Origin of the sequence: Priestia aryabhattai (assembly GCF_023715685.1) — a bacterium.
Taxonomy (GTDB): Bacteria; Bacillota; Bacilli; order Bacillales; family Bacillaceae_H; genus Priestia; species Priestia aryabhattai_B.
Genome location: NZ_JAMBOQ010000001.1, coordinates 274,004 through 300,168, shown reverse-complemented (window position 1 = coordinate 300,168; position 26,165 = coordinate 274,004). Strand labels below are relative to the sequence as shown.

Here is a 26,165-nt window from a genome sequence, read left to right as displayed (position 1 = left end):
CTCTATTCATTGTACAATATTGCTAAATAACTATGTTATAATAGTAATATTGCACAATGAAAGGGGTTTTTTTAATGGAAGCACGTTTGCAAAAAGTCGTATCATGGCTGAAAGAAAAGAATGTAGAAACGGCCTTTATTTCGTCAACTGAAAACGTATTTTATTTAACTGGATTTCACACGGATCCGCATGAGCGTCTGCTTGGCTTATTTGTATTTCACGAAGTGGAGCCGATGCTTATTTGTCCATCAATGGAAGTGGGTCAAGCAAAAGAAGCCGGCTGGAAGTTTGATGTGATTGGATATGAAGATCATCAAAATCCTTGGGAACTCATCAAAGAAGCTTTACATAAACGAAACGTAATAGATGTGAAAAAGGTTGCTGTAGAGAAAGAGCAGCTGCTGTATGCGCGAGCTGAAGAACTACTTAACTTATATCCAAATGCTGAGCTAGTTGGAGCAGAAGAGAAATTAAATCAGCTGCGTTTAATTAAAGATGAGCGTGAAGTTGAGATTCTGCAAAAAGCAGCTGAACTAGCTGATTTTGGTGTAGAAGTAGGCGTAGCTGCTTTAAAAGAAGGCGTTACGGAAATGGATGTTCTGGCTAAAATTGAATACGAGTTAAAGCGAAAAGGAATTCGTGAGATGTCGTTTTCAACCATGGTTTTATTTGGTGAAAAAACAGGAGAAGCCCACGGGAACCCAGGTCTTCGCACGTTAAAGCCAGGCGATATGGTTCTGTTTGATTTAGGTGTAGTACTAGACGGATACTGTTCAGATATTACGCGGACAGTAGCTTATAAGTCGATTAATGATAAGCAAAAAGAAATCTATGAAACGGTACAGCGCGCCGAGCAGGCAGCTCTTGAAGCTTCCAAGCCGGGCACTCGCATTGGTGACTTGGACATGGTAGCACGTAATATTATTACAGAAGCAGGGTATGGAGACTATTTCTTGCATCGTCTTGGTCATGGTCTTGGTATCAGCGTGCATGAGTTTCCTTCAATGAGCCGCAACAATGATGATGTGCTTCAAGAAGGCATGGTGTATACGATTGAACCGGGTATCTATATTCCAGGGCTCGGAGGCGTGCGTATTGAAGATGATGTAATCATTACAAAAGATGGATACAAAACGTTAACGAAGTACTCAAAAGAATTACAAATTATTTCATAATAATGTCTCCGAAAAATAGAGGCTGCCATGGCGCAGGCTCTATTTTTTATGGAAAAAGAAAAATTTGGTTAAGGTTTCTTGTTTGCTTCTTGGTACAATTTCATAGTATGTTACGAAACGATAACATTTCTATCACATTTTCTAAAAACTATATCGTAAGCGAGTGCGGTAGTATATGCTGTACAGTAGGGGGCTTTTTAAGGTCGCAAGCAAGGAGGTTTTTTATGAGTAATTTTACAAAAGATGAAGAATTAATTATACATAAAGCAATAGATGTATTTGGTCAAAAGGACCGAATTGAAGATTATTCAGATGAACGAAAAAAGCATGGTATTCACGTTGTGGCGTGTGAAAATCATCCGCGTCAAGACGTAACCGCGTATGCAACGCTCGGTGGACACCACTGTCCGACAGGCTATACAGTTGGAGGGATCCCGCTTCGAATTGAAATCGTTGGGGCTTGTCATGAGGAATTCGGTATTTATTCTGCTATTTTAGCAAACTGTATTTTCCATATGATGAAATCTCACGTGTCCATCTTCCCAGGAGCTATTTATAAAGACGTCATTGCGGTCCTTGATGACAGCTTTCATATGCAGCACATTTTGCTGATTCCGCCGTTTTTATGGGATAATTTTTCAACGATTGAACTATCTGATAAAAAAGTAACGTTCCTGCAAGCCGTTCCGATTTCAGAAAATGAACGTGCTTTTGCACTTGAGTACGGAGTAGACTCATTGCTAAGCCGCTTTGATGCTGAGCAGGTTAATGTCTTCAATTTAGAAAGAAGATCTGTTGTATAAACAAAAAGAGCGCCGACTGAGACGCTCTTTTTGTTATTGGTTAGTAGGTCAATTCTTTTTGCGGTATAGCTTTTTTATGGCTCGTTTGGTAGCTGTGAAGAACCATACCTGCTACGATAATTCCCATTCCAACCCAAGAAAGAATCGATGGTAAAGGACTTGATAGAAGGAAGACCTCACCTAGCAGAGCAAATAAAACTTCCATCGATTGTGTAGCTTCAACTGCACCTAACTTTTGAGAATCTTTTTTAACAAGGTCGGTTGCCGCAAAAAATAAAACCGTTGCACATACGCCTGAAAGTAAAGCAACTAAACTGCTTTGATAAATCTGAGTTGTTTTTGGTAGTCCAGCGGTCACGTAGGCATAGACAGAAAGAATAATCCAAAACGGCAGGCTTGAAAGTGTCATTCCAAGCACGCGCTGAAAAGTATTAAGTGACGACACCTCCATCATTTTACGGTTGCCAAGCGGATACGCAAAAGAGGCAATCAAAATTGGAATGGTACAAAGCAAGGCAGTAGCGGCCGACAGTTCAGTCGCATGCTCAAGCTGCATGAGCACAACTCCTATTAAAATAATAAACGAAAACCCTAGCTGTTTAAAAGGAATGACTCCTCGCTGTTTTCCTTCCTTGTAAAACAAAGGAGCTAGGAGAGACCCCGATAAAATCGTGATTTGCCAAGTGCCTGCAATAAGCCAACCGGGACCGTAGGCTGAAGCAAAACAAAGAGGAGCGTAAAATAAACCAAATCCCACCGTGCTCCAAAGCAGCCATTTTTGCGGCCGGGCTTTTATTTCTGCCACCACAGGTTTGATACCACCCCAAAAATAAACAAGCACAAGCAAAAGAGGTACCATAAAAAAATAGCGCAGCGACGCGCTCCACGCCCAGCTGCCTCCGGATAAATCCATCGCTCGATTTAAAACAAATGTAAAAGCAAAAAAAAATGATGCAGCAATGCCTAATAAAAGAGGCTTCACTTTGATTCCTCCTCACTTGTCAGCGCTTCACCTAGTGTCAGCCAGTTTGTTTCGACAAGCTGTGATGTCAGTGCGACATCTTTTTGACGGCAAGCGTTTATGATTTCTTTGTGCTGGTCAACGGAAGCAAGGCTAGCAAGAGAAGAAAAGCGAGCGATTTCCAGACGCTGAATTTTGGCGCTTGTTTGTTTTACAACACGCTCTAGCTCTACATTATTCGCCCGGTTTAAAAAAACGGAATGAAATGCTTCATCTGCTTCGATCGCTTCAAGTACATTTCTTGTTTTGATCGCATGTTCTAGAGATTGATTGTGTTTGGTTAGTTCGCCCATGTCTTTTTCTTGTAATGAAGTACAAGACAGCTTAGCAGCAAGTGCATGAAGAGCTGCGACGACAATAAAAGATTGTTTTGCCTCCTCAAGGTTTAATGGAGCCACTTTTGTAGAAGAGCCGGGAGTCGTTTGGACAAGGCCTTCATCTTCGAGCCTTTTTAATGCTTCTCGAACAGGAGTGCGGCTAACTCCAAATTGCTCAGCCAGTTCTTTATCCTGAAGCTTTTGTTCCGGCTGAAATTCAAGCATAACAATATTGTGTTTAAGTGTTTGATAGACTTCCTCCCGTAGGGAAAGTCGTTTGAGAGGTTGAATGTTATTTTTCATAAAACCAATATATCGCATATTACATTAAATAACAATGTGAAAACTAAAAAAACTTCATCTAAAAAGCAGACAACGGCTTTTTAGATGAAGAGCTTAATTACTGCTGCGCAAAGATTTAGATAAGATGCTCGCAATAGCTTTGCTGTGCTCAACCTGCGTTTTTTTGGACTCTTTTCGTTCAAGAGCTACTTTTTGAAGACTTTTTTCTTCTTCAGTTTGAGCAATAACTTGAGGAACGGGGGCAGGTTTCCCGTTTTCTAATGCAACAAAGGTGAGAAAAGAAGTAGCAGCAATACGTTTAATGCCCGTTAACAAATTTTCGGCAATCACTTTAACAAAAATAATCATAGAGCTTTTTCCTGTGACAACAACAAATGCTTCATATGAAATAAAATCTTCTTCGGTGACGGGTTCGATAAAGTCAACGTGATCAATGGAAACTGTAACACACGACTTTCGGGAATGTTTAGCTGCTGAAAGAGAAGCCGTCATGTCCATATCAGCTACAATTTTCCCACCAAAAAGGGTGTGGTAATTGTTTAGATCATTTGGAAAAATGTGCTGTGATTTGACTACTCGTGAGACGCTGCAAAGTACTGCTTTTTCACTCATTGAAAACACTCCTTCAAACTGTTTATATGGTTTAATGTATGTTGACTACTTGTTCTTATGTATACAAGTTATAGAAAGCCCTTTCGTAAAAAGCTCTTCACAAGCTGCTCCTATGGTAAAATAGAGCAAATACGAAAGAGAGGATGAGAGTATGAACTTAACCCAATTTTCTAGAAGAAAATATACAGATTCCCCTACACATTTAGAAAAGCTATCGGTTTTATCAGAGCAGTTAAACGGACCTTCAATTTATATGAAGCGGGATGATATGCTCGGACTGACAGGGGGCGGAAATAAGACGCGTAAGCTTGAATATTTAGTAGCAGATGCAAAAGCGCAAGGAGCAGACGTGCTTGTAACGTGCGGAGCGATACAATCCAATCACTGTCGTTTGACGCTTGCTGCGGCTGTAAAAGAGCAAATGAAATGCGTGCTCGTATTGGAAGAAGGAGAGAATAAAGCAAGCGATCAGCCGACAGGGAACTATTTTCTTTATCATTTATTAGGCGCTCACGACATGCGGTTTGTCGCTGAAGGTTCGGATTTGACAGCGGAAATGGAAAAAGTGGAGGGAGAGTTAATTGAAAAAGGTCATAAGCCGTACCTAATTCCAGTAGGAGGGTCGAATGTTATCGGTGCAACGGGGTACGCTGGTTGTGCACAAGAGTTGCTTATGCAAAGCTATGAGCAGCAAATAAAGCTTAGTCACGTGGTTTGCACAAGCGGCAGCGGGGGCATGCATGCAGGGTTAGTGGCAGGCTTTCAAAGTCTTCAAAGTGACGTGTCTGTTATTGGAATGAATGTCAGTCGTGCTAAAAAAGAGCAAGAAGTGAAAGTTGCCAAGCTGACGAGTGAACTTTATGATCATTTACATAGTAAAACGCCTTTTAAAAAAGAAGATATTGTATGTATGGATGAATACGTAGGTCCAGGTTACGCTGTTCCGACAGAAGAGATGGTGGAAGCAGTCAAACTTGTGGCCAGTACGGAAGGGATTTTATTGGATCCTGTATATACAGGAAAAGCGATGGCCGGCCTGATTGATTTAATTCGAAAGGGTTATTTTAAAAAGGATGAAAATGTGGTGTTCATTCACTCAGGCGGCTCACCGGCTCTTTATGCATATACATCGGTTTTTTCATAAAAAAGCAAGGGATTCGACTCCCTTGCTTTTTTAGTTTATATAGGAATAGTAAGTGAAAACGTCACTCCGGTGTCTGTGTTTTTAGCTGTAATTGCTGCATCGTGCATCGTAACAATACGCTTTACGATACTTAAGCCAATACCGAATTCACCGTTTGCTCCTTTTTTAAACGGTTCAAACAAGTGTTGAAGCACGCTTTGATCAATCGGCGGACCGTCGTTGCTGATTATACATTGAACGTTCGTTTGATGTTTAGCAAGCGAAAGTGAAACCTTCGCATCCGTATATCGTAGCTGATTATCGAGTACATTTTCAAGGACCTTTGTCCACAGCTCTTTGTCTCCTCTAATCGTTACGTTTACGTCGTCAAATTCCCACTTTATTTCAGGGCGTCTCCATCGCAAGCGATCCACTACTTCATGAAGTAGTGCAGCAAAATCAAAATCATCTTGTGCAAGCTGATGAGTGGACATATAGTCAAGCTTGGTTAAGTAAAGCAAATCGCGGATTTTCTTCTCAAGGTTTTTGGATTCATCTTCAATGACTTTTACCGTTTGAGATAAATCGCCTTTTGGATAAATGCCGTCTTGAATCGACTGAGCGTAGCTTTGAATAACCATAACCGGTGTTTTTAAATCGTGTGAAATATTTTGAAGCAGCGTTTGCTGTGCTTCATCTTTAGATACGAGCCTTTTGCGCATTTGCTCTATGGACGCGCCTAATTTGCCAATTTCATCGGAACGGTTCACCGTAACGGGTTCATGCCAATTTTGTTCAGCAATTTTTTTGACATCTTTTTCAAGCGATACAAGCGGCTTGCTTAAATATCTTGATAGCCAAATAGATGGAAGCCAGCTGAATAAAAATACAATCGAAATCACGAGAAGCAGCTGTTTAAAAAGAGTAGAAGTGAGCGCGTTGCGATACGTATCCCACGAAAAAGAAAGCAAAAAAGCAGGCTGTCCGTTCACGCTTACTTTTCGAATCACATAAAAAAGCGTTCGGTTGCCGAGATCTTTTTCATAGCGAGCGACGATTTTTCGCTGACTGATCGCATCTTCCTGTGCTTTTTTCAAAAAGTCTTGAGGCAAAACGCGTGATGAAAAATAAGAGATGTCCGCATGCTCAGGCAGTAAAATATGATCAACCGTCCGATTACCAAGCGTCGGTTCGCTATCTTCATTGCTAAAATAGTATTCTCCTGAGCGGCTTGGCAGGCCGTATTCTTTTAAAATATGCTGCTCATTTTCAATGGTTGTATAAATTTCGTCCGTGAAGAACTGTCTGAGCGTCGTTGGGAATAAAATAGCGAGCAAAATCGAAATAAGCAGTAAAATACCGGAGATTACGAGCCAAATTTGAAATGCAAGCGACTTGTTTTTCATGCTTTCATCATCCGATATCCGTATCCGTAAATCGTTTCAATTCGTGCTTGCGGCATTTTTTTACGCACGCGCCTTACTAAATCATCCACCACTCGGTCTGTGCCAAAATAATCTTCTCCCCAAATTAGATTCAGCAGCTGCTCCCGTGAAAAAGCCTGTCCAAGGTCCTTCGAAATGGTGACAAGAAAATCAAATTCTTTAGACGTTAAATCAATTGGCTTTCCATTTTCACTGACTGTGCGCGTATATAAATCGATTTCATAGGGAGTCAGCGTAATGGTATCGGTTTGTTTTTTGGTTGAACCATATACGAGGTTTAGCAGTTTATTTGCTCGAATGACTAGTTCACGAGGCAAAAAAGGCTTTGATAAATAGTCGTCGCTTCCCATTTCAAGTCCAAGAACTCGGTCAATATCAGCATCGCGTGCTGAGATGAAAATAACAGGAACATGTGGCGTTTGCTGCTTGATTTCACGAATGAGCTGATACCCGTCAATGTCAGGCAGCATAATATCTAAAATCCACAGGTGTGGAGGAGTTGCAATCATTTCTTTGGCATCCGTACCGTTAAAAAATGAGCGCACGTCCCAGCCTTCTTTTTGAAGGTAAAGGGTTAAAACTTCATTTAAATTTTGTTCATCCTCTACTAGATATAGTGTAAAGCTCAAATTTGACACCTTCCTCTGAATATATGAAAATTAAGGTAAATCAAGCATATTGCTCCATGAATGCCTATGCTCATTTCTTTAATGGTCTACGTACCCGCTATTATACTACGTGTTTGCTGTTATAAAGAAATTTTTCACAATTTCACACATTGTTTTGATACTTATCCCAAACTTTTATTTTATAGTATAGATAACATAAAATTTGCTACGTTTAAAGGAGTGTTTTTCATGGATCCACGTGATTATGAAAGAGAGCAAGAACGAAAAGAAGAATATGAAAACCGCCAGCAGCGCTATGATCAGTATCAGCCTTCATCGTCATCACAGCCACCAAAAAGACGCTTATTTCCAGTGATCGCATCTTCCATCGCAGGAGCAGTGCTAGGGGGAGGAATTGTGTTATACGGCGCTCCGCAGCTAGGGTTAATGGATTCAGCTGATACGCAAACAGCGAATCAAACGAATCAAACAACGCAGACTCAAACCGCAACAACGACGAGCACAACACCTCGAACAGTAAGCACCACCGTGAATCAGTCAGATCTTGTTTCAGTTGTAAATAAAGTATCAGCGGCTGTTGTAGGCGTGAATAACATCCAGCAGCAAACAAATCCATTTTCTGGAGATACCCAAACGCAAGAAGCAGGAACGGGTTCAGGTGTTATTTTTAAAAAAGAAAATGGAAAAGCATACGTTGTGACAAATAACCACGTTATTGATGGCGCAAGCGAAGTAGAAGTGTCACTTTCAAACGGTCAAAAAGAACAAGCTAAAATTGTAGGAGCTGATGCGCTAACGGATTTAGCCGTGCTTGAAATGTCCGATAAAAATGTGGAACAAGTGGCGAAGTTCGGGAAATCATCAGATTTAGTAGCGGGTGAAACGGTTCTTGCAATCGGAAACCCTCTTGGTGAACAATTCTCGCGTACGGTCACACAAGGTATCGTCAGCGCAGCGAAACGCTCCGTTCCTATTTCAGACAATTGGAACGTAGACGTGATTCAAACGGATGCGGCTATTAATCCGGGAAACAGCGGTGGTGCCTTAATCAATTCTTCCGGTGAAGTAATAGGTATTAACAGTATGAAAATTTCAGAAGACAATGTAGAAGGCATCGGCTTTGCTCTTCCAAGTGATGAAGTGCAGCCAACGATTGAACAGCTGATGAAAAACGGTAAAATAACCCGTCCATATATGGGCGTAGGTCTTCAAGATGTAGGTCAGCTTTCAGCCGAAACAAAACAAAATCAACTAGGCCTAACAAGCGATACGTCTGAAGGAGTTGTCGTAACGACAGTTGAACCGTTTTCTTCTGCTTCTGATGCAGGTTTACAATCAAAAGACGTGATTGTTGCCATCGATGGAAATAAAGTTAAAACATCCAGTGATTTACGTCAATACTTATACACAAAACGCAAAGTAGGAGACACGGTGAAATTAGACGTGTACCGAAACGGAAAGAAACAAACCATTTCTCTGAAGCTTTCAGAGCAGCAGGATAACAATGGATGAGTTCAACACCGTTAAAGCTGCAGCTAGCAGTATTAACAGCGTTCGGACTTTTGACAGGATGCGGAGGGAAGCATTCAAACACGATGTTTCCTTCTGTAGAAATTAGTCAGCTATCTTCTACCAAAGAAGTGGCAGCGTATGAAGGAGGAAAGGTGACAGGAGCTGAATTCAACCGTTTTTTAGCCGTTGAAGGGTTCTTAAATCCCGATGCTCCGCTAAATGATACAAGCTACCGCAAAGAGTTGTTGCGGCGGCTTGTGATGCAAAAAATCTTAATTGCACATCTAGAGACAAGCGATAGGGTACAAAAACAAGTCGAGGATATGTGGAAGCAAATCAAACGCTCATATGACGAGGATACACGAAAGCAAGGTTATGAAGTATTACACATTCGTTCTAGTGATGTAACCAACCAGTTAACGAATCAGTTTAAATTAGAGGAATACTTCCGTAAACAAATTACGTCTGATAAACTAAGCGCTTACTATAAACGTATTGAAAACAATGTAACGCGCGTATCTTTTACGCAGCTAACTCTTCCAACTTTACATGATGCCGATGCTGTTGCGGCTGAACTGCAGAAGGGAACATCGCTCCAAGACGGTCAAAAAAAATTTGCTGATCTCCACACAATCAGCAAAATAGAGAATGCTGATAATCTAAAGCTTTCAAGTCTATCCTCCTCATTTATAGACATTTTGAAAAAACAGCACATCGGAGAGAGTAGCGAACCCATTAAAATGGGTAAAGCCTATTATATTCTTATTTTGAAACAAAAAGATAAAAAAACGGAATCAGAGGTCAAAGAAGAAATGATGAATGAACTTGTTTTGAATGGAATCAACCGGTATATCCAGGATGAACTGCCAAGGCTTCACGTGACTTTTCACCTTAGGTAGTTCCCTTTTATATAGATTGATTGTTTCCAAAAAACAAGCAGTAAAAGAGCTGTCTATATAATAGAGAGCTCTTTTACATTTTTAAGTAGACAGAAATGTCAGCACCTGATAAAATAAAGTTGTAAAACTTTCATTATTCGGAAAATTTATACCCTCCAGCTTTGGAGGGTTATTTTTTGTGTGTTTTCACGCTGTACAATTTAATGGATGAACAAAAGCTTCTATCGTTTATGATAGGTGCTTTTTATGTTTTAAATGATTCAGTAGTTCAAGAGACATCTCCACGTGAGAAAGGGCGATGTGTGAAATCGTTTTGGCATAAGGTGTAATTTCGTTAATAAATTGTTCTAGTACGTGCAGGTGAGGAAGCTGAAGCTTTGTAATAAAGCAGGCTTGCCCAGCGATGCGCTCACAGAATAAAGCATAGGGGTACTGAGAAATAAATCGTTTAAAACGCTCGTGCTCTCCGTTTTTCATGGTTACTTCAATAAAACACGACACGGGCAAATGCAGCTTTTCATAATCAATATCGATTGTATACCCTTTTATAACGCCAAAGCTCTCTAGCTGCCTTACTCGCTCTGCTACCGAAGGAGGAGACAAGTTAATTTGTTTTCCTAGCTCTCTTAAGGAAAGACGGCTGTTTTGCTGCAGCGCCTGCAAAATCGATAAATCAATTTCATCAATTTTCAATTGAAAACCTTCTTTCTTATTAACGTTTCATTTGATTAGTAATAACAGATAAAATGTTTTATATGTTATCTGAAATTTCCATTTTTCTTACTATAATAATTAAAAAGGAGTGAGTAAAAAATGGCAAGAGTTTTGTTAACAAACGAAGAGGGAACAAATTTTGAAAAAGCACTGAATTTAATTCCACATGTAAAAAGATTGTATGATAGGCTTTACGACACGCTTTGGAAGAGCGATATAGTAGAAAAAGAGACAAAGGAAAAAATTAGGCTTTATCTAGCAGGTGTTAACGGCTGTGAGACGTGTATGAGCATGTCATATATAGGTGATGAGACGCTTAATCAAAAAGTATTAAGAGAAGAAAAGCTTGAAGAAAAAGATCGACTCCTGTTTCGATTTATTGATGTATATCGGGTGCGTCCGAGAGATTTGACGGATGCTGAGATGAATCAATTAAAGAAATATTACAGTGATACGCAGCTATTAGAGCTTTTGGCTGTTATTAATTTGTTTGATCAATTTCACAAACTGATTGTCAGTTTAGATTTATATGATTTTTGCAGTTTGCAGCGCAAGTGATGTCTTCCTTAAAAATACCTTGACAGACAAAATCCACAGGAGTAAGATAGCTTTCGTGAAGTGAAACGTATCATAAATCAAATTGATTATTCTAGAAAATAGATCATAGACATTTGAATAAAAAATCGCTTAATCCATTACGGAGCGGAGGACCCATTATTTACGCACATATTGTGCTCTGGGGTGAATCCTTAAAAAGGTAGGGTTACTCTTAAAACCCGAACCCGACAGCTAACTTCGCAAGCGTTTTGAGGGGGAAGAGTGTGAAAAAGCACAGGAGCCTTCCTGTGTTTTTTTGCGCTTTTTTTAAGAAAAAGATGTAATTTTTTAGAAAAAGTATAAGCTAAGAGAACACAGAGCAGTTGAAGAAAGGAATAAATACATTATGAAAAAACAGTTTGCTGTATTGGGATTAGGTCGTTTTGGAGGCAGTTTGGTTGAAGAGTTTGCTAATTTGGATGTGGATGTGCTCGCTATTGACCGCAATCAGGAGGTAGTAAATAAATATAGCAACTCAGCTACATATGTTGTGCAAGCGAACGCAATTGATGAAGCTAGCTTAAAAGGGCTAGGTATTCGCAATGTTGATCATGCTCTTATTTCGTTTGGGGATGATATCGAAGCAAGCGTGCTCGCAACGATGCTTTTAAAAGATATGGGCGTTAAGCAAGTATGGGTAAAAGCGGTGAATATGTATCATCAAAAAGTGCTGGAGAAAATAGGAGCGGACAAAGTCATTCATCCCGAGCGCGATATTGCTAAGCGCATTGCTCATCATGTGGTGTCAGAAAAAATCATTGACTACATTGAACTGTCAAAGGACTACAGTATTGTTGAAATTGTCGCTTCTAAGAAACTTCATAATAAAACGCTGTTTGATTTAAATATTCGCGCAAAGTACGGCTGCAATATTATCGGTTTTCAGCGAAAAGACGGGGAAATGGTGATTTCGCCTACCGCGCATGAAAGAATCGAACAAGGAGATATGCTTATTGTCATCGGACATAATCGCGATTTGAACCGTTTTGAAGAAGAAGGAGTTTAAATCATGAAAAAACAAATTATTAAACTCACCCCTCCTCAGCTGCTTGTTTCTATTTTTGGCGGAGGAATTATTATTGGTGCTTTTCTATTGATGATGCCTTTTTCTACTACTGAGCCGATCCGGTGGGTAGATGCTCTTTTTACGTCTACTTCCGCGATGACAGTAACCGGCTTAGCCGTCGTCGATACGGGCACGCGTTTTACCGTCATCGGTCAAACGATTATTATGCTGTTAATTCAAATAGGTGGTCTTGGCATTATGTCATTTGCCGTGTTGATTTTTATGATGCTAGGTAAAAAAATTGGATTTAAAGAGCGTATGCTTGTTCAGCAGGCATTAAATCAGACGAGCGTCGGTGGAGTTGTGCTGCTAGTTAAAAGGTTGTTTATCTTTTCATTTTTAATTGAGTTTGTTGCACTTATCTTTTTAGCGATACGCTGGGTTCCGGAGTTCGGATGGTCTAAGGGGCTGTTCTTTAGCTTGTTTCATTCGATTTCGGCTTTTAATAACGCAGGGTTCGGACTGTTGTCTGATAACTTAGTTCAGTATGTAGGAGATCCCATTATTAACATAACGATTTCTTTTTTGTTCATTATTGGTGGGTTAGGGTTTACCGTCCTTGCTGATATGTGGGTGAAAAAATCGTATAAAAAACTAACGCTGCATTCAAAAATTATGATTATCAGCACGTTCGCCATTAACGTGATTGCCATGCTTTTTATTTTCTTCTTAGAGTACGGCAATTCGCATACGCTCGGAAATTTATCATTAGGAGACAAAGTATGGGCTTCTTATTTTCAAGCGGTAACGACAAGAACCGCTGGGTTTAATACAATTGATTTAGCTCACCTGCATGATGCAACGGTCTTTTTAATGGTTTTATTAATGTTTATTGGTGCAGGAAGTGCGTCAACAGGAGGCGGTATCAAACTCACGACGTTTGTGGTTATTGTCTTTTCTATATGGGCATTTTTACGAAGCAGGGAAGATATTGTGCTGCTAAAGAGACGCCTTCTTCCTCTTCACGTGTTTAAGGCACTAGCCATTACGATGATTTCAATTATGTTTGTGTTTGGGGCCATTTTCCTGTTAAATATTTCGGAAAACCTGCCGTTTGTAAAAATTATGTTTGAAGTGGTTTCTGCGTTTGGAACAGTAGGTTTATCGATGGGAGCTACTCCTGAACTATCATACTTTGGACGCGTGATCATCATCTTTATTATGTGTTTAGGAAAAGTCGGGCCATTAACGCTTGCTTTTTCATTATCAAAACAGAAGCGAGAAGCTGTACGATATCCAAACGAAGATATTATGCTAGGGTAGAAAAAATCGCCTCCAAGGAGGCGATTTTTTTATGTTATTCATGGAGTCAGGACATGAAAGATGTCACGCATAAAATGGTCGCAATGAGTAAAAAGAAGGTGAAAACAAGAATACTGGGCAATTTGGAATGTCGGCGCATCAAAGGACCCCCTTTTTTTATAGTAAAAAATCTCTTATTATATATAACGAAAGAAACAAAAATATGATTCACTTTTTTTAGCGAATTTTGAAGATTTTTCTCGTAAAAAAATCCGCACAGCTGTCCTAAACATTTTGCCAAGCTGTTGCATACACTAAAAGCAGATAAAAGGAAGTGAGGGATGATACGTGGAAAAACAAAATTTTGCGTTAATCGTTGTGTTATTTGTTTTACTTGTTATTGTAGGCGCGTCTGGCTTTCGCTTTTAAACGTTAACTTTATTTGCGCATAGCCCCCGTCAAGAAGGGCATACTAGGCGGAAGTAAAAACCAAAAATTTCTTCAATATTGCCGAACAATGAGTTCCTCTACTCATTCATCTAATCGGTATGTAGCCATGCGAAAGAGCATGGTTTTTTTTTGAAATAAGAGGATGAATGATGTTCATCCCCTCTAGAAATTAGTAGTAGCAAGAACACCCTACGATTACTAATAGAATAAATAAAACAACGATAAATGAAAAACCCAAACCGCCTTTTTCGCCCATATGTGTAACCTCCTTTAATCAAAGTCTCTATATCCTATGTACTAATTGGGTTAAGTGATTGAGAAATTTGCCTATTTTTTAACGGTAACGATCTTTTGAGAAGAATGAAGAACACTTACTTTTTTTCATTTGCGTAGAAATCCTTTATGATAAAGAAGAAAAGGAGGGTAAATAGGTGGGAATACATGCACAATACGTTATGAATCAGCTAGAAGAGGGAAAGTGGAAAGAGATCAAACGCGAAATTCAACAAGAAATGAAGAAAAAACCTGAAGCATCTGATTTGTACTGTTACTTAGCGGTTTGTTTAGCAAAGCAAATCGAAGAATCAATTATATTTGAAAAAATGGTATTGAATTTAGAAATGGACCGAGCTCTTCACCAGGCATTAACATTAAATCCGTCTTCAAGCTTGGCGCACTTCGTTCGAGGAGTAAAATACCGGGAAACTCCGCTTATGTTTGGAGGGAATTACGAAAAATCGCTGTCTTATTTGCAGCGGGCGCAAGATCTTGGTTTTGAAGGGATTATGCTGCCGCTCGAACTCGCCAAAACATATATTCAATTAAAAGAAATCGAAAAAGCGAAAGAACAGATCGCCTATGCCCGGGAAATCAATCATACTCATGCGAATATTAAAAAAGTCGAAAACATGCTGCAAACAGGACGGTGAATCAAAAGTCCTGTTTTATTTTTGACTTTCAAGAAACGTATGCTGATTTTCATAAAGGATTGCTTTTTATATAACAATAAGAATATTTATAGATATTTTAAGAAGTGCATGTAAGTCGAACGACTTCTTAACTGCTAGATTTTTTACATTATTAGAGCGTTCAGTCTACATAGTTCCAAAAATAGTAAGAAACTATCAGCCTATGGATAAATTGTTAGAAAATATAGATAATTGTAAATGAATAGAGATAAAAGTTAAAAAGGCGACTAACTAAAAAAGCAAAGGTATGATTTACTTTGCTTTTTATTTATACATACATGTAAAAAATATCATAATAAACCAATTTGTTCTTGAGGAAATCCATCGTCTCAGGCGATGTGAAATAATGTATTTGAAGGAGGAGACCCAGATGAAGGTTATGAAGATGTTGGTTATTGCATTATTTAGTTTATGTTTAGTTGTCACACCAGCTGCTGCTCAAGTTCCGGGTGTCGACCATTCAATGAAACGGGGTGCTACACAAGGAATTGTAGCGGCATCTCACCCGCTTGCTGCTGAAGCGGGAAGGCAAGTTTTAGCTGAAGGCGGAAACGCTGTAGATGCGGCAGCTGCCATTCAACTATCTCTAAACGTTGTGGAACCGATGATGTCTGGTATCGGCGGCGGTGGCTTTATGATGATTTATGAAAAAAAGAAAGATAAAATTACGATGCTAGACAGCCGTGAAATGGCACCGGCTGATGTCACACCTAAGCTGTTTTTAGATCCAAGAGGAAAAGTCATCCCTTTCAGTAAACGTCACATAACAGGAAAAGCAGTTGGAGTTCCTGGCACGTTAAAAGGAGTAGAGACAGCACTTAAAGATTATGGAACAATGGACTTATCAGATGTTATTAAACCCGCTATTACTCAAGCAGAACAAGGAATTAAAGTAAATTGGTCGATGGCTCAGTACATTGATGAAAATGTGGATAAGCTTGAAAGATACCAAACGGCCGGTAATGTATTTGTGCCGAATGGCAAACCGTTAAAAGAAGGAGATAAGCTTGTTCAGCCGGATCTTGCTAAAACATTAAAGCTCATTCAAAAAGAAGGTTCAGACGCTCTTTATAAAGGAGAAATTGGAGAAGCGCTTGTTAAAGAAGTTCAAAAGCGCGACGGAAGTATGACCATGGATGATTTAAAAAACTACGTTGTAAAAGAACGCGAGCCGCTAAAAACAACTTACCGAGGCTATGATGTGGTTAGTGCGGCTCCTCCTAGCTCCGGCGGATTAACCGTGCAGCAAATTTTAAAGCTAATGGAAGGTTATGATGTAGAAAAAATGGGTTCCAATACGCCTCAGTATTTACAGCATTTAACGGAAGCTATGCACTTAGCTTTCGCTGACCGCGCGGCATATATGGCGGATGAAGATTTTTACGCAGTACCGAAAAAAGGACTGTTAGATGAAGATTATATTAAAGAACGCCGTAAATTAATTAATCCAAATAAAGCAACGCCTAATGTCAAAGAAGGAGATCCTTGGAAGTATGAAGGAAAAGAAAATCCAAATAAAGCAACTGTAACGGAAGAAAATCCAATTGGCCAAACGACTCATTTCTCTGTCGTGGACAAATGGGGGAACATGGTTTCTTACACGACTACCATTGAACAAGTGTTTGGTTCAGGAATTATGGTTCCTGACTACGGATTTATGCTCAACAATGAAATGACAGATTTTGATGCCGCCCCGGGAGGCGTGAACCAGGTTGAGCCTAAAAAACGTCCTCGAAGCAGCATGTCTCCAACGATGCTGTTAAAAGACGGAAAGCCGTTCATGGCAATTGGTTCACCGGGAGGTCCGACCATTATTGCGTCTGTAGCAGAAACGATTATGAATGTTATTGACCATAAGATGCCGATTCAAAAAGCAATTTTAACACCTCGCATTTATTCAGGCGGCTATCCAACCGTAAGATGGGAACCTGGCTTTAGCCAAGATACGATCCTTGAAATGATGGCTAAAGGAAATGCGTTTGAAGAAACGCCTCAGCATATTGGAAACGTCCAAGCTGTTATCTATGACTACGAAACGGGGAAAATGTACGGAGGAGCGGATAATACGCGCCAAGGCACTGTGTTAGGAGTAGACGCAATTAAATATGTGTCCAAACAGCCAAAATCAATTAAAGAAGAGAAAAAAGGAGAGTTTACCGTTGAAGTCAACAGCGCGGTGTATCCATTTACAGATAAGCAAATGAAGCTGATCGATGGAAAGCCTTATGTCCAGTCCGACCGCCTGCTGTTAGGCTTAGGCGTCATTGATTCGAGTGACTTAAAGCTGTATAAGCCAGATCCTCATTCATATTTATCGGTTATCAAAGTAGCAAGATCACTTGGTTACAAAGTGAAATGGGATAACGAAAAGAAAGTGGTCTCATTAGAAAAAGATCCTGGTGAAGGTGATACCAGTGATGATGAAGACGGAGACATTATTACAAATTAAAAAAAGTCAAAGGGGTAATCCCCTTTGACTTTTTTTATGGAAGCAAATAAAATTGACGATTTTAAACCAAAAGACAAAAAAATTTGCGTAGTTTTCCAAAAAGTTGTAGAAATCGACAATTTTTTTTGCATGTGTAAGAAAACGCGTGATAAAAAGACTGATAGAATGCTACAAACAAAGTTGGCATCATTTTTGCATAAGAAATAGATGAGGAGCTGTATGAATGAAAAAAATACATAGTTAAATAAACGCCTATGTTTACTTCACACAGAATAACATGCAACGGAGGTATAGAAAATGAAAAAAGAAATTTCAATTATCGGTGTACCAATGGATTACGGACAAACAAGAAGGGGTGTAGACATGGGGCCGAGCGCGATCCGCTATGCGGGCATGAATACACGCTTAGAAGCTCTTGGCTATACCGTACACGATGAAGGCGATATTAAAGTAGAAATTAAAGAACGAGCAGACGTGGATAAAAATACGAATTTAAAAAACTTAGCGGCTGTAGCCAGTGGCAATGAACAGCTTGCTGCAAAGGTTGAAGAGGTGAGAGAGCAGGACCGCTTTCCGTTAATATTAGGCGGAGACCACAGTATTGCGATTGGAACGCTTGCAGGAGTCGCGAAAGGTTCAGAAAATTTAGGCGTTATTTGGTATGATGCTCATGGTGATTTAAACACCGCTGAAACATCTCCATCAGGCAACATTCACGGCATGCCGTTAGCGGTGAGCCTGGGTATTGGACATCCTGTGCTTTTAGATATTGGAGGGTATACGCCCAAAATTAAACCTGAAAATCTAGTTATTATCGGCGCGCGCTCATTAGATGATGGTGAAAAAGAGTTAATTAAAGAAAAAGGAATTAAAGTGTATACCATGCATGAAATTGATCGTTTAGGTATGACGCAAGTGATGAAAGAAACGATTGATTATTTAAGTGGTACAGACGGCGTGCACCTGTCGCTAGACTTAGATGGCTTAGATCCAGATGATGCACCAGGCGTAGGTACACCTGTAAAAGGCGGTATCAGCTACCGAGAAAGTCATTTAGCGATGGAAATGTTAGCGGAAGCAGCCATGGTGACATCTGCTGAATTTGTAGAAGTGAACCCAATTTTAGATCAGCATAACAAAACTGCAGAAGTAGCGGTTGCGTTAATGAGTTCATTGTTTGGAGATAAGCTTTTATAAGAAAGAGCTACTTATAGGTATCGTGTGGAGAAAGTCTGTTATGATCCAAGAAACGGTCATGCAGGACTAAGCGGCTGCCATCCTCGCTACGGGGTTGGCGCCATTTGCAAATCATCCGGCATCAATTGACTCCAGTCATGAAATGAGAAGATTATGTCATGAAGAGCTACCTAATAAGAGGCTATAAAACCAAAATAAACCTAAAAAAATGAAAGCGATTTCATTTTTTTGTGCAGCAAAGGGAGGAAATGGGATGAATATTCCACAGGGACAGCCAGGAGAATTAAAAAGAACGATGAAAACAAGGCATCTTTTTATGATATCACTAGGGGGATGTATTGGTACCGGTTTTTTCCTTGGATCAGGTTATACCATCAATGAAGCAGGTCCGATGGGAGCAATGATTTCCTACTTGGTGGGAGGGCTCATTATGTATTTAACGATGCTGTGTCTTGGAGAATTATCCGTTGCCATGCCAGTTGCAGGATCGTTTCAAACGTACTCCACTAAATTTATCGGCCCCGCAACTGGTTTTGCGATTGGATGGCTGTACTGGCTAGGCTGGGCAGTAACGGTTGCACTTGAGTTTTTAGCTGCCGGACAATTAATGCAAAGATGGTTCCCGGACTCGCCCGTTTGGTTATGGTGCGCAATTTTTGGAGCTTTAATTTTTTCATTAAATGCACTTTCAGCTAAAGCATTTGGTGAAACAGAATTTTGGTTTTCAAGCGTTAAAATTTTCGCCATCATTATGTTTATTGTCGTAGGTGGAGCGGCAATGTTTGGACTCATTGATATGAAAAGCGGACAGGAAGCACCGTTTTTATCAAACTTCTTTGCCGAAGGGCTGTTTCCAAACGGCGTAACGGCTTTACTGATTACAATGATTACGGTGAACTTTTCGTTTCAAGGAACAGAATTGATTGGAATTGCGGCAGGAGAAAGTGAAAATCCGGAAAAAACAATTCCAAAAGCGATCAAGCAAACGGTTTGGCGTACGCTTTTCTTTTTCGTCTTATCCGTGTTTGTCTTAGCAAGCATGATTCCTCGTGAAAAAGCAGGCGTCGTAGAAAGCCCGTTTGTTGTTGTGTTAGACAGTGTAGGTGTACCTTATGCGGCGGATATTATGAACTTTATCATTTTAACAGCTCTTCTTTCAGTCGCAAACTCTGGATTTTACGCGGCTACACGTATGCTTTATTCTCTTTCAAGAGAAGGAATGGCAAGTCCTGCGCTTGGGAAAGTCAACAAAAGAGGGGTTCCGTTTAATGCGTTATTAATTACACTTGTGATTTCATGTTTTTCGCTGCTTTCAAGCGTAGTGGCAGCTAAAACCGTTTTTGTATGGCTGATTTCACTCGCTGGACTCGGCGCTCAAATTGGCTGGATTGCGATTACAGCTTCACTGCTTGCGTTCCGCCGTGCTTACGTGGCTAAAGGTGGAAAAGTAGAAGATCTGAAATTTAGAACACCTCTTTATCCGGTTCTTCCTATCGTAGCGCTTATTACGAACTGTATCGTTATGATCAGTCTTGCGTTTGATCCCGAGCAGCGAATGGCGTTATACTGCGGAGGTATTTTCTTTATAGGCTGCTATATTTATTATTATTTGAAAATTCGAAAACAAAATCAATCAAAACAGGTGCAAGAAGTTCAGCTTGCGGAAAATAAGCGAATGATTATTTAACATAAAAAACCCGGAAAATCGTGATTTTCCGGGTTTTTATGTACTCATCTTTAGCTATCTAGTGTTGTCTCTTCATTTTTACGGCGGCGAAGTCTCCATAGCGTGATAAGGGCAACCAGTGTAAGAACAATACCGCTGCCGAGCAGGATATGACTCACCGTTTTATCCTGCTTTTTTTGGCCTCGTTCGAAATATTTCTTGTACATCGCTACCGCAGCTTTATTTTGCTTGTATTTTTTCGGAACGCTCATTTCTTTTCCAAGTTTCCAGCCGTCTTTATAAGCTTTTTTCTGTAAATATTTAACATCTTTATTCGAATAAAAGCCTGCTTTGTACCATTTTTCTAGTTGAGGCTTGGACTGAAGACTTTTAGGCGCTCTATAGGTCTGATAAGTGAAAGCTGAGTCGTATCCATTTGCTTTTACGTCTTTTTGTTTTTGTTTCTGTCCTTTTTCATATCCTTGTTCAAAGGCTGTTTGCAATTCGCCCTCTGCTTCTGCGGGCACTTCGAGTGAAAGGTCGTGATAGCCTTGAACGTAGCCCTGCTTTTCAAACTGCTTTTTTTGCTGATTTAGCACTTCGGCTTGGGCGGTTTCAAAGCCTTCTGTAAAAGCCTGACGTGTGACATCATCATCATCATACATGCTCGGAACACTCATTGAATCATTTTCAAGACCTTGGTCATAGCCATCTTTTTTGGCTTTAACAGATAAGTCCATTAAAGAAATGGCTTTTTTGTAGCCTTGAACATAACCTTTATTCCAGTCGGATGACTTAGAAGGGAAGGATTCGATTTCTGACTGAATAGTAGCATGTTTGTAATCAAGCACGCCTTGCTGATAGCCTTCCTCTTCGCCGGAAGATATTTCATTTTCTTGTTCAGTCTTGAGTTCTTCCTCTTTTTGCTGCTGTCCTTTTTTATATCCTACCGTATACCCCATCATAAACCACGTGAATTCTTCAGAAGATTTGTCCAGTCCTGTTGTTTGATCAAACTGTTCGAATTTTTTCTCTGCGTACCCATCTTCTTCTCCAAGTGAATAACCTTCTTGATAGAGAGAGTCAAAAATAGCTTTTACGTCTTCATTTGTAACGCCTGTTGGTTGGTCCAAAACGTCCGAAGAAGAATCAGGAGTAGCATAAGAAGGGATCGGGTCATTTGCAAGAATAAGTAAGCAGGCTGTACTAATAACGGCTAATTTTTTTTTCATCATTTCTTCACCTTTTAGTTCAAAGTCAATGTTTATTTTGTAGTTTAAGCGTACAGCTTTCCATGCAGAAAGGCGTGTAAAAGCTTTTCCGATTATGAAAATTATAACATTTAAATGGAAAGGAGAATAGGTGGTGAAAAGGAGAAATATGTGTTTTTCACGGAGTTTTATTTTTGTCGCTGTTTTGCTTTTTTTACTTTGAATGAACGATAAAATACTTCAGCTACAAAACAGAACAAAAGGAAAAAAGTACAAATAGTTCAGCGGACTCCATAACACGAAACGGATTGTAGGCATTTTGCAAGGCCATGGAAAAACTAAATCCTTGCATCATATCCACACTGATAGAAAATCCCATTAAGCATCCTAAAAGCAAAGCTGATATCCAAATGATTGTTATATGTATCACTCTCCGTTTTCGTTTTTTTCATAAAGACATTCTATCGATAGTTTTTGTTATTTTTTTGTCTTACGCTTTGATTGTGCTATTAAAAATTGCATACAAAGCATTTATTTCGAAAAAGCTAAAAAAAGAAAGGTATTTTTAATCGTGCCTTCTTTATTTAAAAATAAAAAAAGCAAAGACAATAAAAAGGGTACAGAAGCATCGTCATCAAAGGAAAAAACGACAGCACTTTATTTGTGGTGAATGCGATGCTGATGCTGTTGATTATTTACAAGTTGCACAAAGGATTTGAAGTAATAGCTAGAGCGGCTAGACGTGTTTTTTATGATTACGCTGGTGATTGGAGGATTTGTCAAAATCAGCGTCTTTTTTTACGCTGTGATTGTTGGACTTTCCAAGCTGTTTAAGGTGAAACGACCTTCTGCGCTGACGTATCCTGCTGGCACGGTGATTTTATTTTTTTCTCTGACGATTGCAAGTAATTTTCAAGAGCATTTAAAAGAGGGGCTAACGATTATGCCGGTGTTACCTTTTATCCCTTTTCACGTAGTGATTCCGCTTACGCTACTCTGTATAGCATTTATTAAACATCGCATAAAAAAACAAAAGCACTGCAACCATCATAATGGCTGCAGCGCATTCGTCTGCTTTACGCTACTGCATGTGCAGCTGTTCCCGCTCTCTTTTTACTTGTTCTAGCTGTGAAATCGTAACAAGCTGATATCCTTGTGCATGAAGCTTCTTCATAATTTCAACGGCTGCTTCGGCGCTTGTTTGATAAATATCATGCATTAAAATGACTTTTCCGTCTCCCACTTGACTCATAACTGCTTGAACGGAGTGAGGAACGTTTCTATATTTCCAATCTTCGGGATCGATATCCCATAGAGTCACACCAACATTTCCGATATAGCGTCTTACATTTGCATTCACAGCTCCATAAGGAGGGCGTACATGCAGTGGTTCATAACCGCTGACTTGTTTAATGAGCGCTTGGGTATCTCCTATTTGGTGTTTGACCTGCGCTTCGTTTAAACGAGTGAGCTGAGGATGATCCCAAGAGTGATTTCCGACTTCGTTGCCTTCCTTCACCATACGTTCGATCGTTTCAGGATAATATTGAACGCGGCTTCCTAACACAAAAAAGGTAGCGTGTCCGTTCACTTCTTTTAATCCATCTAAAATCACATTGGTAGATGAAGGGTTAGGTCCATCATCAAAAGTCATCGCAACGACTTTTTTAGTTGGATCAATAGGCGCTCCTTGTTGCGGCATTTCGTTAACAATATGTTTTGGAGGTGTTTCTTTGACTTTATTTTTATTTGCTGCTTCTTCATTATAAGCATCGCTTATTATATCTTTAAATAAATCTTTTTGGATAGCGATTGTTTTGGTTTTAGCTTGTTCAGCGCTTAGCTGATAAGGCTTAAAATAGATCACAATACTGTTTTCAAGCAGTGCAAATTCACTGAAATTTTGATCAGCTGCCTGAGTTCCTTTTTGAAGGTCCGGGTCAAAATCAGCTGTTTTCATTTGTTTTTTTAATTCAGCATATGAAATAGCCGAAAGGCGAGCTAAGTAGTTTGCATCTCTTTTAAATAAATCCTTTAACGCCATTTGTTTTTGAGCAGGCAGGTCAAATGTAAAAGTCTTGAGAGAAGACGTTCCTTTCTCTCCATTTACAGATTCATATTCATCAAAGACAACGCTTAGCGTTTGTTTGCTGTAATGGACAATTTTATATGTAATGGTTAATTCAGATTTTTTATTTTTTGACTGCTTCTGCAGCTTTTTTTCATAGTGTGACACTTCATCTGCTACATAAGCTTGAATGGATTGATCGATTTCTTTTTTTTTAAAGGAAGGGTAGCTAATTGCATAGCCTCCGTAGGTAAGATCCTTAACTAGCGTTTGAATTTCAACGTTAGGATAGGTTTGATCTGTTTGAATACTTGCCGTTTTTTTCTCTGTACTGTTTGCTTTGACGATATACCCTGCTGCACCAAGAAACAAAATACAGCATCCAAGCAATGTCAAAATACGTTTGTAACCCATGGTTTTCATGTAGTAATATTCCCCTTTTTGTATATATCTACCTAATAGACGCATGAGCTCATCATTTAGTTTTACTTTTTTTTAAAAAACCAAACTATTTTTCTCCTTATTCCGTCTACCTTATAGACGTAATTCCGCAAGAAAAAATAGAAGGGGTATGAAAGACGATGAAAAAACATGATGCACATCAAATGCTCGTAGCGTGCATAACCGAGCATAAAGCGGATTTTTACCGGCTTGCTTTTAGCTATGTGAAAAACCAAGAAGATGCGCTTGATATTGTGCAAGAATCGATAAAAAAAGCACTCATTTCAATAGACAGTATCAAGGATATTCAATCGATTAAAAGCTGGCTCTATAAAATTGTCGTACGAACAGCAATCGATTTCCTGCGTAAGCATAAACGTTTAACACTTATGGACGATGAAGCGCTTGAGTACCTGAGCAGAGGACGCGAAGATCAGTACGAAGACATGGATTTAAAACAAGCAATGGATCAGCTGCCGGTTAAATATAAGACCATTATTATTCTACGATTTTTTGAAGATTTAAAAATGGACGAAATTGCCGAAATCATTGAGGAGAATATAAATACGGTAAAGACAAGACTCTACAGAGCGTTGAAGCTGTTACGGATTACGATGACAGAGGAGGACTTAGAACAATGAAGGAAAAAATACAAAAGTTAAAGAAGCAGTATCATGACATTCCGATTCCACAAGAATTAGATGATGTTGTTGCACAGGCACTTACTTCACATCCTCGTAAAAAAGAAATCCTATATTTGGCCGAGTGCAATTGCGGCAGCAGCGATGATTTTTATCACAACGGTGAATGTAAGTCCAGATGCGGCAAATGCAGTGGCGAAAATTCCTGTACTTGGAAAAGTAATAGAAGTGATCACATTTGATGAACTGAAGCAAGAAGAAAAGCATTCTCGTATTGACGTGAAAACACCATCGATTTCAGGCTTGGAAAACAAAGGTCTTCAAACAAGCTTGAATGAAAAGTATGTAAAAGAAAACGAGCAGCTGTATGAACAGTTTAAAAAAGAGATGAAAACATTACAAAAAGAAGACAAAGGAAACGTGGCTGTTAGCAGCGGCTATGATATTGTGACGGATACCGATGATTTGCTTGTTGTTCATCGATATGTGGAAGAATCGAGAGCTTCAACGTCGAGTGTCAATCAGTACGACACGATTGATAAAAAACACGAAGTGCTCGTTACGCTTCCAAGTCTGTTCAAAGATAAAAGCTATATAAAGGTAATTAGTGAAAATATTAAACAGCAAATGAAAGATCAAATGAAGCATGAGAAAGGCAAAATCTATTGGCTGACTGAAGAAGATATGGATCCTTTTAAAGAGATTGGTGAAAATCAAAGCTTCTACATTACAAGAGATCACAAGCTTAGAATTGTATTTGATAAATACGAAGTCGCTCCAGGCTATATGGGGAATATTGAGTTTGAAATTCCAACAGGCGTTATTTCAAACCTTCTAGTTGGTAAACGGTATATTCATTAAAAACCAGGCATGAACGCTGAATGTTCATGCCTGGTTTTTTACATAAAGAAACGGAAATATTTATTTTTATGCAAAATAAGTTGAAATATATAAGCGATCATGTATAATATTTTGTATATATTTTCATTCTTATTGTTTATAAAGTCTTAGAAAAAAGTGATGTGAACGGTTGCATTTCTAGAGAGGAAGTGAAGAGGTGAAACGCACGTTAAATCAAGATACGATTAAAGATGCCATGTTGTTTAATCAACTTGTGATGCAAGTAAGCAAAGCTCTTTGGAAGTCTACTGAAAAGGATTGGGAACAGTGGGTTAAGCCGTACGATCTTAGCATTAATGAGCATCACATTTTGGGGATTGCTTATCAGCTGGAAATTGCGTCGATGACCGACATTTCAAAGCTAGGCGTCATGCATTTATCCACAGCTTTTAACTTTGCAAAAAAATTGCACTTGCGGGGCTATCTTACCCTTTCTAAAAATGAAAGAGATAAGCGGAATACATACGTACAGCTCACAGAAGAAGGAAAAAAGATGTTCTTAAAAACGCTCGAGGATTATAACCCCCTTGAAAACCCTTTGTTTCAAGGAGCGATGCCGCTGCGAGATGTTTACGGAGAGCTGCCTGACTTCGTCGAACTAACGGCTCTGATTCGAAGTATATACGGAGAGGATTTTGTCCAGTTTATCGAACGTTCTTCTCAAGAACCCGCTAGCTTGAAAAAATAAAAAAAGCCTTCTTGTGCAAGCTGAGAAG

At 39.4% G+C, this 26,165-nt stretch carries 25 protein-coding genes, 1 pseudogene and 1 riboswitch; of the genes and pseudogenes, 17 read left to right on the top strand and 9 right to left on the bottom strand.

All coding sequences use genetic code 11. The features are described 5' to 3' along the window. Positions 1–74: 74 nt before the first annotated feature. Together M3225_RS01565 and M3225_RS01560 are read left to right on the top strand one after the other, a co-directional pair. Entirely contained in the window at positions 75–1,175 is a 1,101-nt protein-coding gene (locus M3225_RS01565) for a M24 family metallopeptidase (RefSeq protein ID WP_251390624.1), read from the top strand. Positions 1,176–1,399: 224 nt separating this feature from the next. Further along, complete coding sequence (locus M3225_RS01560) at positions 1,400–1,978, top strand: suppressor of fused domain protein (protein WP_251390622.1); 579 nt, start codon at positions 1,400–1,402, stop codon at positions 1,976–1,978. Between the two features lie 40 nt (positions 1,979–2,018). Here the strand turns inward: M3225_RS01560 and M3225_RS01555 are convergent, their stop codons facing one another. From M3225_RS01555 to M3225_RS01545, 3 genes are all read right to left on the bottom strand, one after another. After that, the gene (locus M3225_RS01555; protein ID WP_251390620.1) at positions 2,019–2,960 is read right to left on the bottom strand and encodes a DMT family transporter; all 942 of its coding nucleotides are present in this window, start codon (positions 2,958–2,960) and stop codon (positions 2,019–2,021) included. Further along, positions 2,957–3,637 (bottom strand): GntR family transcriptional regulator, encoded by a 681-nt coding sequence (locus M3225_RS01550; RefSeq protein WP_251390619.1) that lies wholly within the window; start codon positions 3,635–3,637, stop codon positions 2,957–2,959. The genes M3225_RS01555 and M3225_RS01550 overlap by 4 nt, the downstream gene beginning before the upstream one ends. 75 nt (positions 3,638–3,712) lie before the next feature. Next, on the bottom strand, positions 3,713–4,231 hold the full coding sequence (locus M3225_RS01545) for an acyl-CoA thioesterase (protein WP_251390617.1): 519 nt from the start codon (positions 4,229–4,231) through the stop codon (positions 3,713–3,715). Positions 4,232–4,382: 151 nt separating this feature from the next. On the opposite strand from M3225_RS01545, the gene M3225_RS01540 reads away from it, so the two are divergent. Further along, entirely contained in the window at positions 4,383–5,375 is a 993-nt protein-coding gene (locus M3225_RS01540; protein WP_251390615.1) for a D-cysteine desulfhydrase, read from the top strand. Positions 5,376–5,410: 35 nt separating this feature from the next. On the opposite strand, the gene M3225_RS01535 is transcribed toward M3225_RS01540, so the two are convergent. Beyond that, positions 5,411–6,760 carry a sensor histidine kinase gene (locus M3225_RS01535; protein WP_251390613.1) on the bottom strand — a complete coding sequence of 450 codons (1,350 nt, stop codon included), beginning with the start codon at positions 6,758–6,760 and terminating at the stop codon, positions 5,411–5,413. Further along, positions 6,757–7,428: a response regulator transcription factor gene (locus tag M3225_RS01530; protein WP_251390611.1), complete on the bottom strand. Its 672-nt coding sequence runs from the start codon at positions 7,426–7,428 to the stop codon at positions 6,757–6,759. The genes M3225_RS01535 and M3225_RS01530 overlap by 4 nt, the downstream gene beginning before the upstream one ends. Positions 7,429–7,656: 228 nt before the next feature. Here M3225_RS01530 and M3225_RS01525 point away from each other — a divergent pair, with 228 nt between their 5' ends. Continuing rightward, positions 7,657–8,940: a S1C family serine protease gene (locus tag M3225_RS01525; RefSeq protein ID WP_251390610.1), complete on the top strand. Its 1,284-nt coding sequence runs from the start codon at positions 7,657–7,659 to the stop codon at positions 8,938–8,940. Then, a complete protein-coding gene (locus tag M3225_RS01520; RefSeq protein ID WP_251390607.1) occupies positions 8,937–9,839 on the top strand; it encodes a hypothetical protein in 903 nt (300 codons plus the stop codon). Before M3225_RS01525 ends, M3225_RS01520 begins: the two co-directional genes overlap by 4 nt. Positions 9,840–10,067: 228 nt before the next feature. Here the strand turns inward: M3225_RS01520 and M3225_RS01515 are convergent, their stop codons facing one another. Then, entirely contained in the window at positions 10,068–10,532 is a 465-nt protein-coding gene (locus M3225_RS01515) for an Lrp/AsnC family transcriptional regulator (RefSeq protein WP_251390605.1), read from the bottom strand. A 120-nt stretch (positions 10,533–10,652) separates the two neighbouring features. Between M3225_RS01515 and M3225_RS01510 the strand changes: the two genes are divergently transcribed. From M3225_RS01510 to M3225_RS01495, 4 genes are all read left to right on the top strand, one after another. Further along, a complete protein-coding gene (locus tag M3225_RS01510) occupies positions 10,653–11,111 on the top strand; it encodes a carboxymuconolactone decarboxylase family protein (protein WP_251390604.1) in 459 nt (152 codons plus the stop codon). Between the two features lie 116 nt (positions 11,112–11,227). Next, positions 11,228–11,372, top strand: a riboswitch (cyclic di-AMP (ydaO/yuaA leader). A 124-nt stretch (positions 11,373–11,496) separates the two neighbouring features. After that, a complete protein-coding gene (locus tag M3225_RS01505; RefSeq protein WP_251390602.1) occupies positions 11,497–12,156 on the top strand; it encodes a potassium channel family protein in 660 nt (219 codons plus the stop codon). 3 nt (positions 12,157–12,159) lie between these two features. Then, entirely contained in the window at positions 12,160–13,479 is a 1,320-nt protein-coding gene (locus tag M3225_RS01500; protein ID WP_251390600.1) for a TrkH family potassium uptake protein, read from the top strand. A 327-nt stretch (positions 13,480–13,806) separates the two neighbouring features. Continuing rightward, a complete protein-coding gene (locus tag M3225_RS01495; RefSeq protein ID WP_251391841.1) occupies positions 13,807–13,887 on the top strand; it encodes a YjcZ family sporulation protein in 81 nt (26 codons plus the stop codon). Positions 13,888–14,077: 190 nt separating this feature from the next. Here the strand turns inward: M3225_RS01495 and M3225_RS01490 are convergent, their stop codons facing one another. Further along, positions 14,078–14,164 carry a YjcZ family sporulation protein gene (locus M3225_RS01490; protein WP_251391840.1) on the bottom strand — a complete coding sequence of 29 codons (87 nt, stop codon included), beginning with the start codon at positions 14,162–14,164 and terminating at the stop codon, positions 14,078–14,080. A gap of 175 nt (positions 14,165–14,339) precedes the next feature. On the opposite strand from M3225_RS01490, the gene M3225_RS01485 reads away from it, so the two are divergent. The 4 genes from M3225_RS01485 to M3225_RS01470 all read left to right on the top strand — a co-directional run bounded on the left by M3225_RS01485 (position 14,340) and on the right by M3225_RS01470 (position 20,209). Next, positions 14,340–14,837: a tetratricopeptide repeat protein gene (locus M3225_RS01485; RefSeq protein WP_251390598.1), complete on the top strand. Its 498-nt coding sequence runs from the start codon at positions 14,340–14,342 to the stop codon at positions 14,835–14,837. A gap of 409 nt (positions 14,838–15,246) precedes the next feature. Continuing rightward, positions 15,247–17,325 carry a gamma-glutamyltransferase gene (ggt, locus tag M3225_RS01480; protein ID WP_251390595.1) on the top strand — a complete coding sequence of 693 codons (2,079 nt, stop codon included), beginning with the start codon at positions 15,247–15,249 and terminating at the stop codon, positions 17,323–17,325. Between the two features lie 297 nt (positions 17,326–17,622). Then, entirely contained in the window at positions 17,623–18,522 is a 900-nt protein-coding gene (gene rocF / locus M3225_RS01475; RefSeq protein WP_251390593.1) for an arginase, read from the top strand. Positions 18,523–18,775: 253 nt separating this feature from the next. Continuing rightward, on the top strand, positions 18,776–20,209 hold the full coding sequence (locus tag M3225_RS01470) for an amino acid permease (RefSeq protein WP_251390591.1): 1,434 nt from the start codon (positions 18,776–18,778) through the stop codon (positions 20,207–20,209). 50 nt (positions 20,210–20,259) lie between these two features. On the opposite strand, the gene M3225_RS01465 is transcribed toward M3225_RS01470, so the two are convergent. After that, entirely contained in the window at positions 20,260–21,420 is a 1,161-nt protein-coding gene (locus M3225_RS01465) for a hypothetical protein (RefSeq protein WP_251390589.1), read from the bottom strand. 730 nt (positions 21,421–22,150) lie between these two features. On the opposite strand from M3225_RS01465, the gene M3225_RS01455 reads away from it, so the two are divergent. Beyond that, on the top strand, positions 22,151–22,525 hold the full coding sequence (locus M3225_RS01455) for a GerAB/ArcD/ProY family transporter (RefSeq protein ID WP_251391839.1): 375 nt from the start codon (positions 22,151–22,153) through the stop codon (positions 22,523–22,525). Here the strand turns inward: M3225_RS01455 and M3225_RS01450 are convergent. Further along, entirely contained in the window at positions 22,481–23,890 is a 1,410-nt protein-coding gene (locus M3225_RS01450) for a polysaccharide deacetylase family protein (RefSeq protein WP_251390587.1), read from the bottom strand. The genes M3225_RS01455 and M3225_RS01450 overlap by 45 nt on opposite strands. A gap of 158 nt (positions 23,891–24,048) precedes the next feature. On the opposite strand from M3225_RS01450, the gene M3225_RS01445 reads away from it, so the two are divergent. From M3225_RS01445 to M3225_RS01435, 3 genes and pseudogenes are all read left to right on the top strand, one after another. Then, positions 24,049–24,549, top strand: a complete 501-nt coding sequence (locus tag M3225_RS01445) for an RNA polymerase sigma factor (RefSeq protein ID WP_251390585.1) — start codon at positions 24,049–24,051, stop codon at positions 24,547–24,549. Continuing rightward, positions 24,546–25,410, top strand: a pseudogene (locus tag M3225_RS01440) (RsiV family protein). The gene M3225_RS01445 and the pseudogene M3225_RS01440 overlap by 4 nt, the downstream one beginning before the upstream one ends. 196 nt (positions 25,411–25,606) lie before the next feature. Beyond that, positions 25,607–26,137: an HTH-type transcriptional regulator Hpr gene (locus M3225_RS01435; protein WP_308215713.1), complete on the top strand. Its 531-nt coding sequence runs from the start codon at positions 25,607–25,609 to the stop codon at positions 26,135–26,137. The last annotated feature ends 28 nt before the right edge of the window (positions 26,138–26,165 follow it).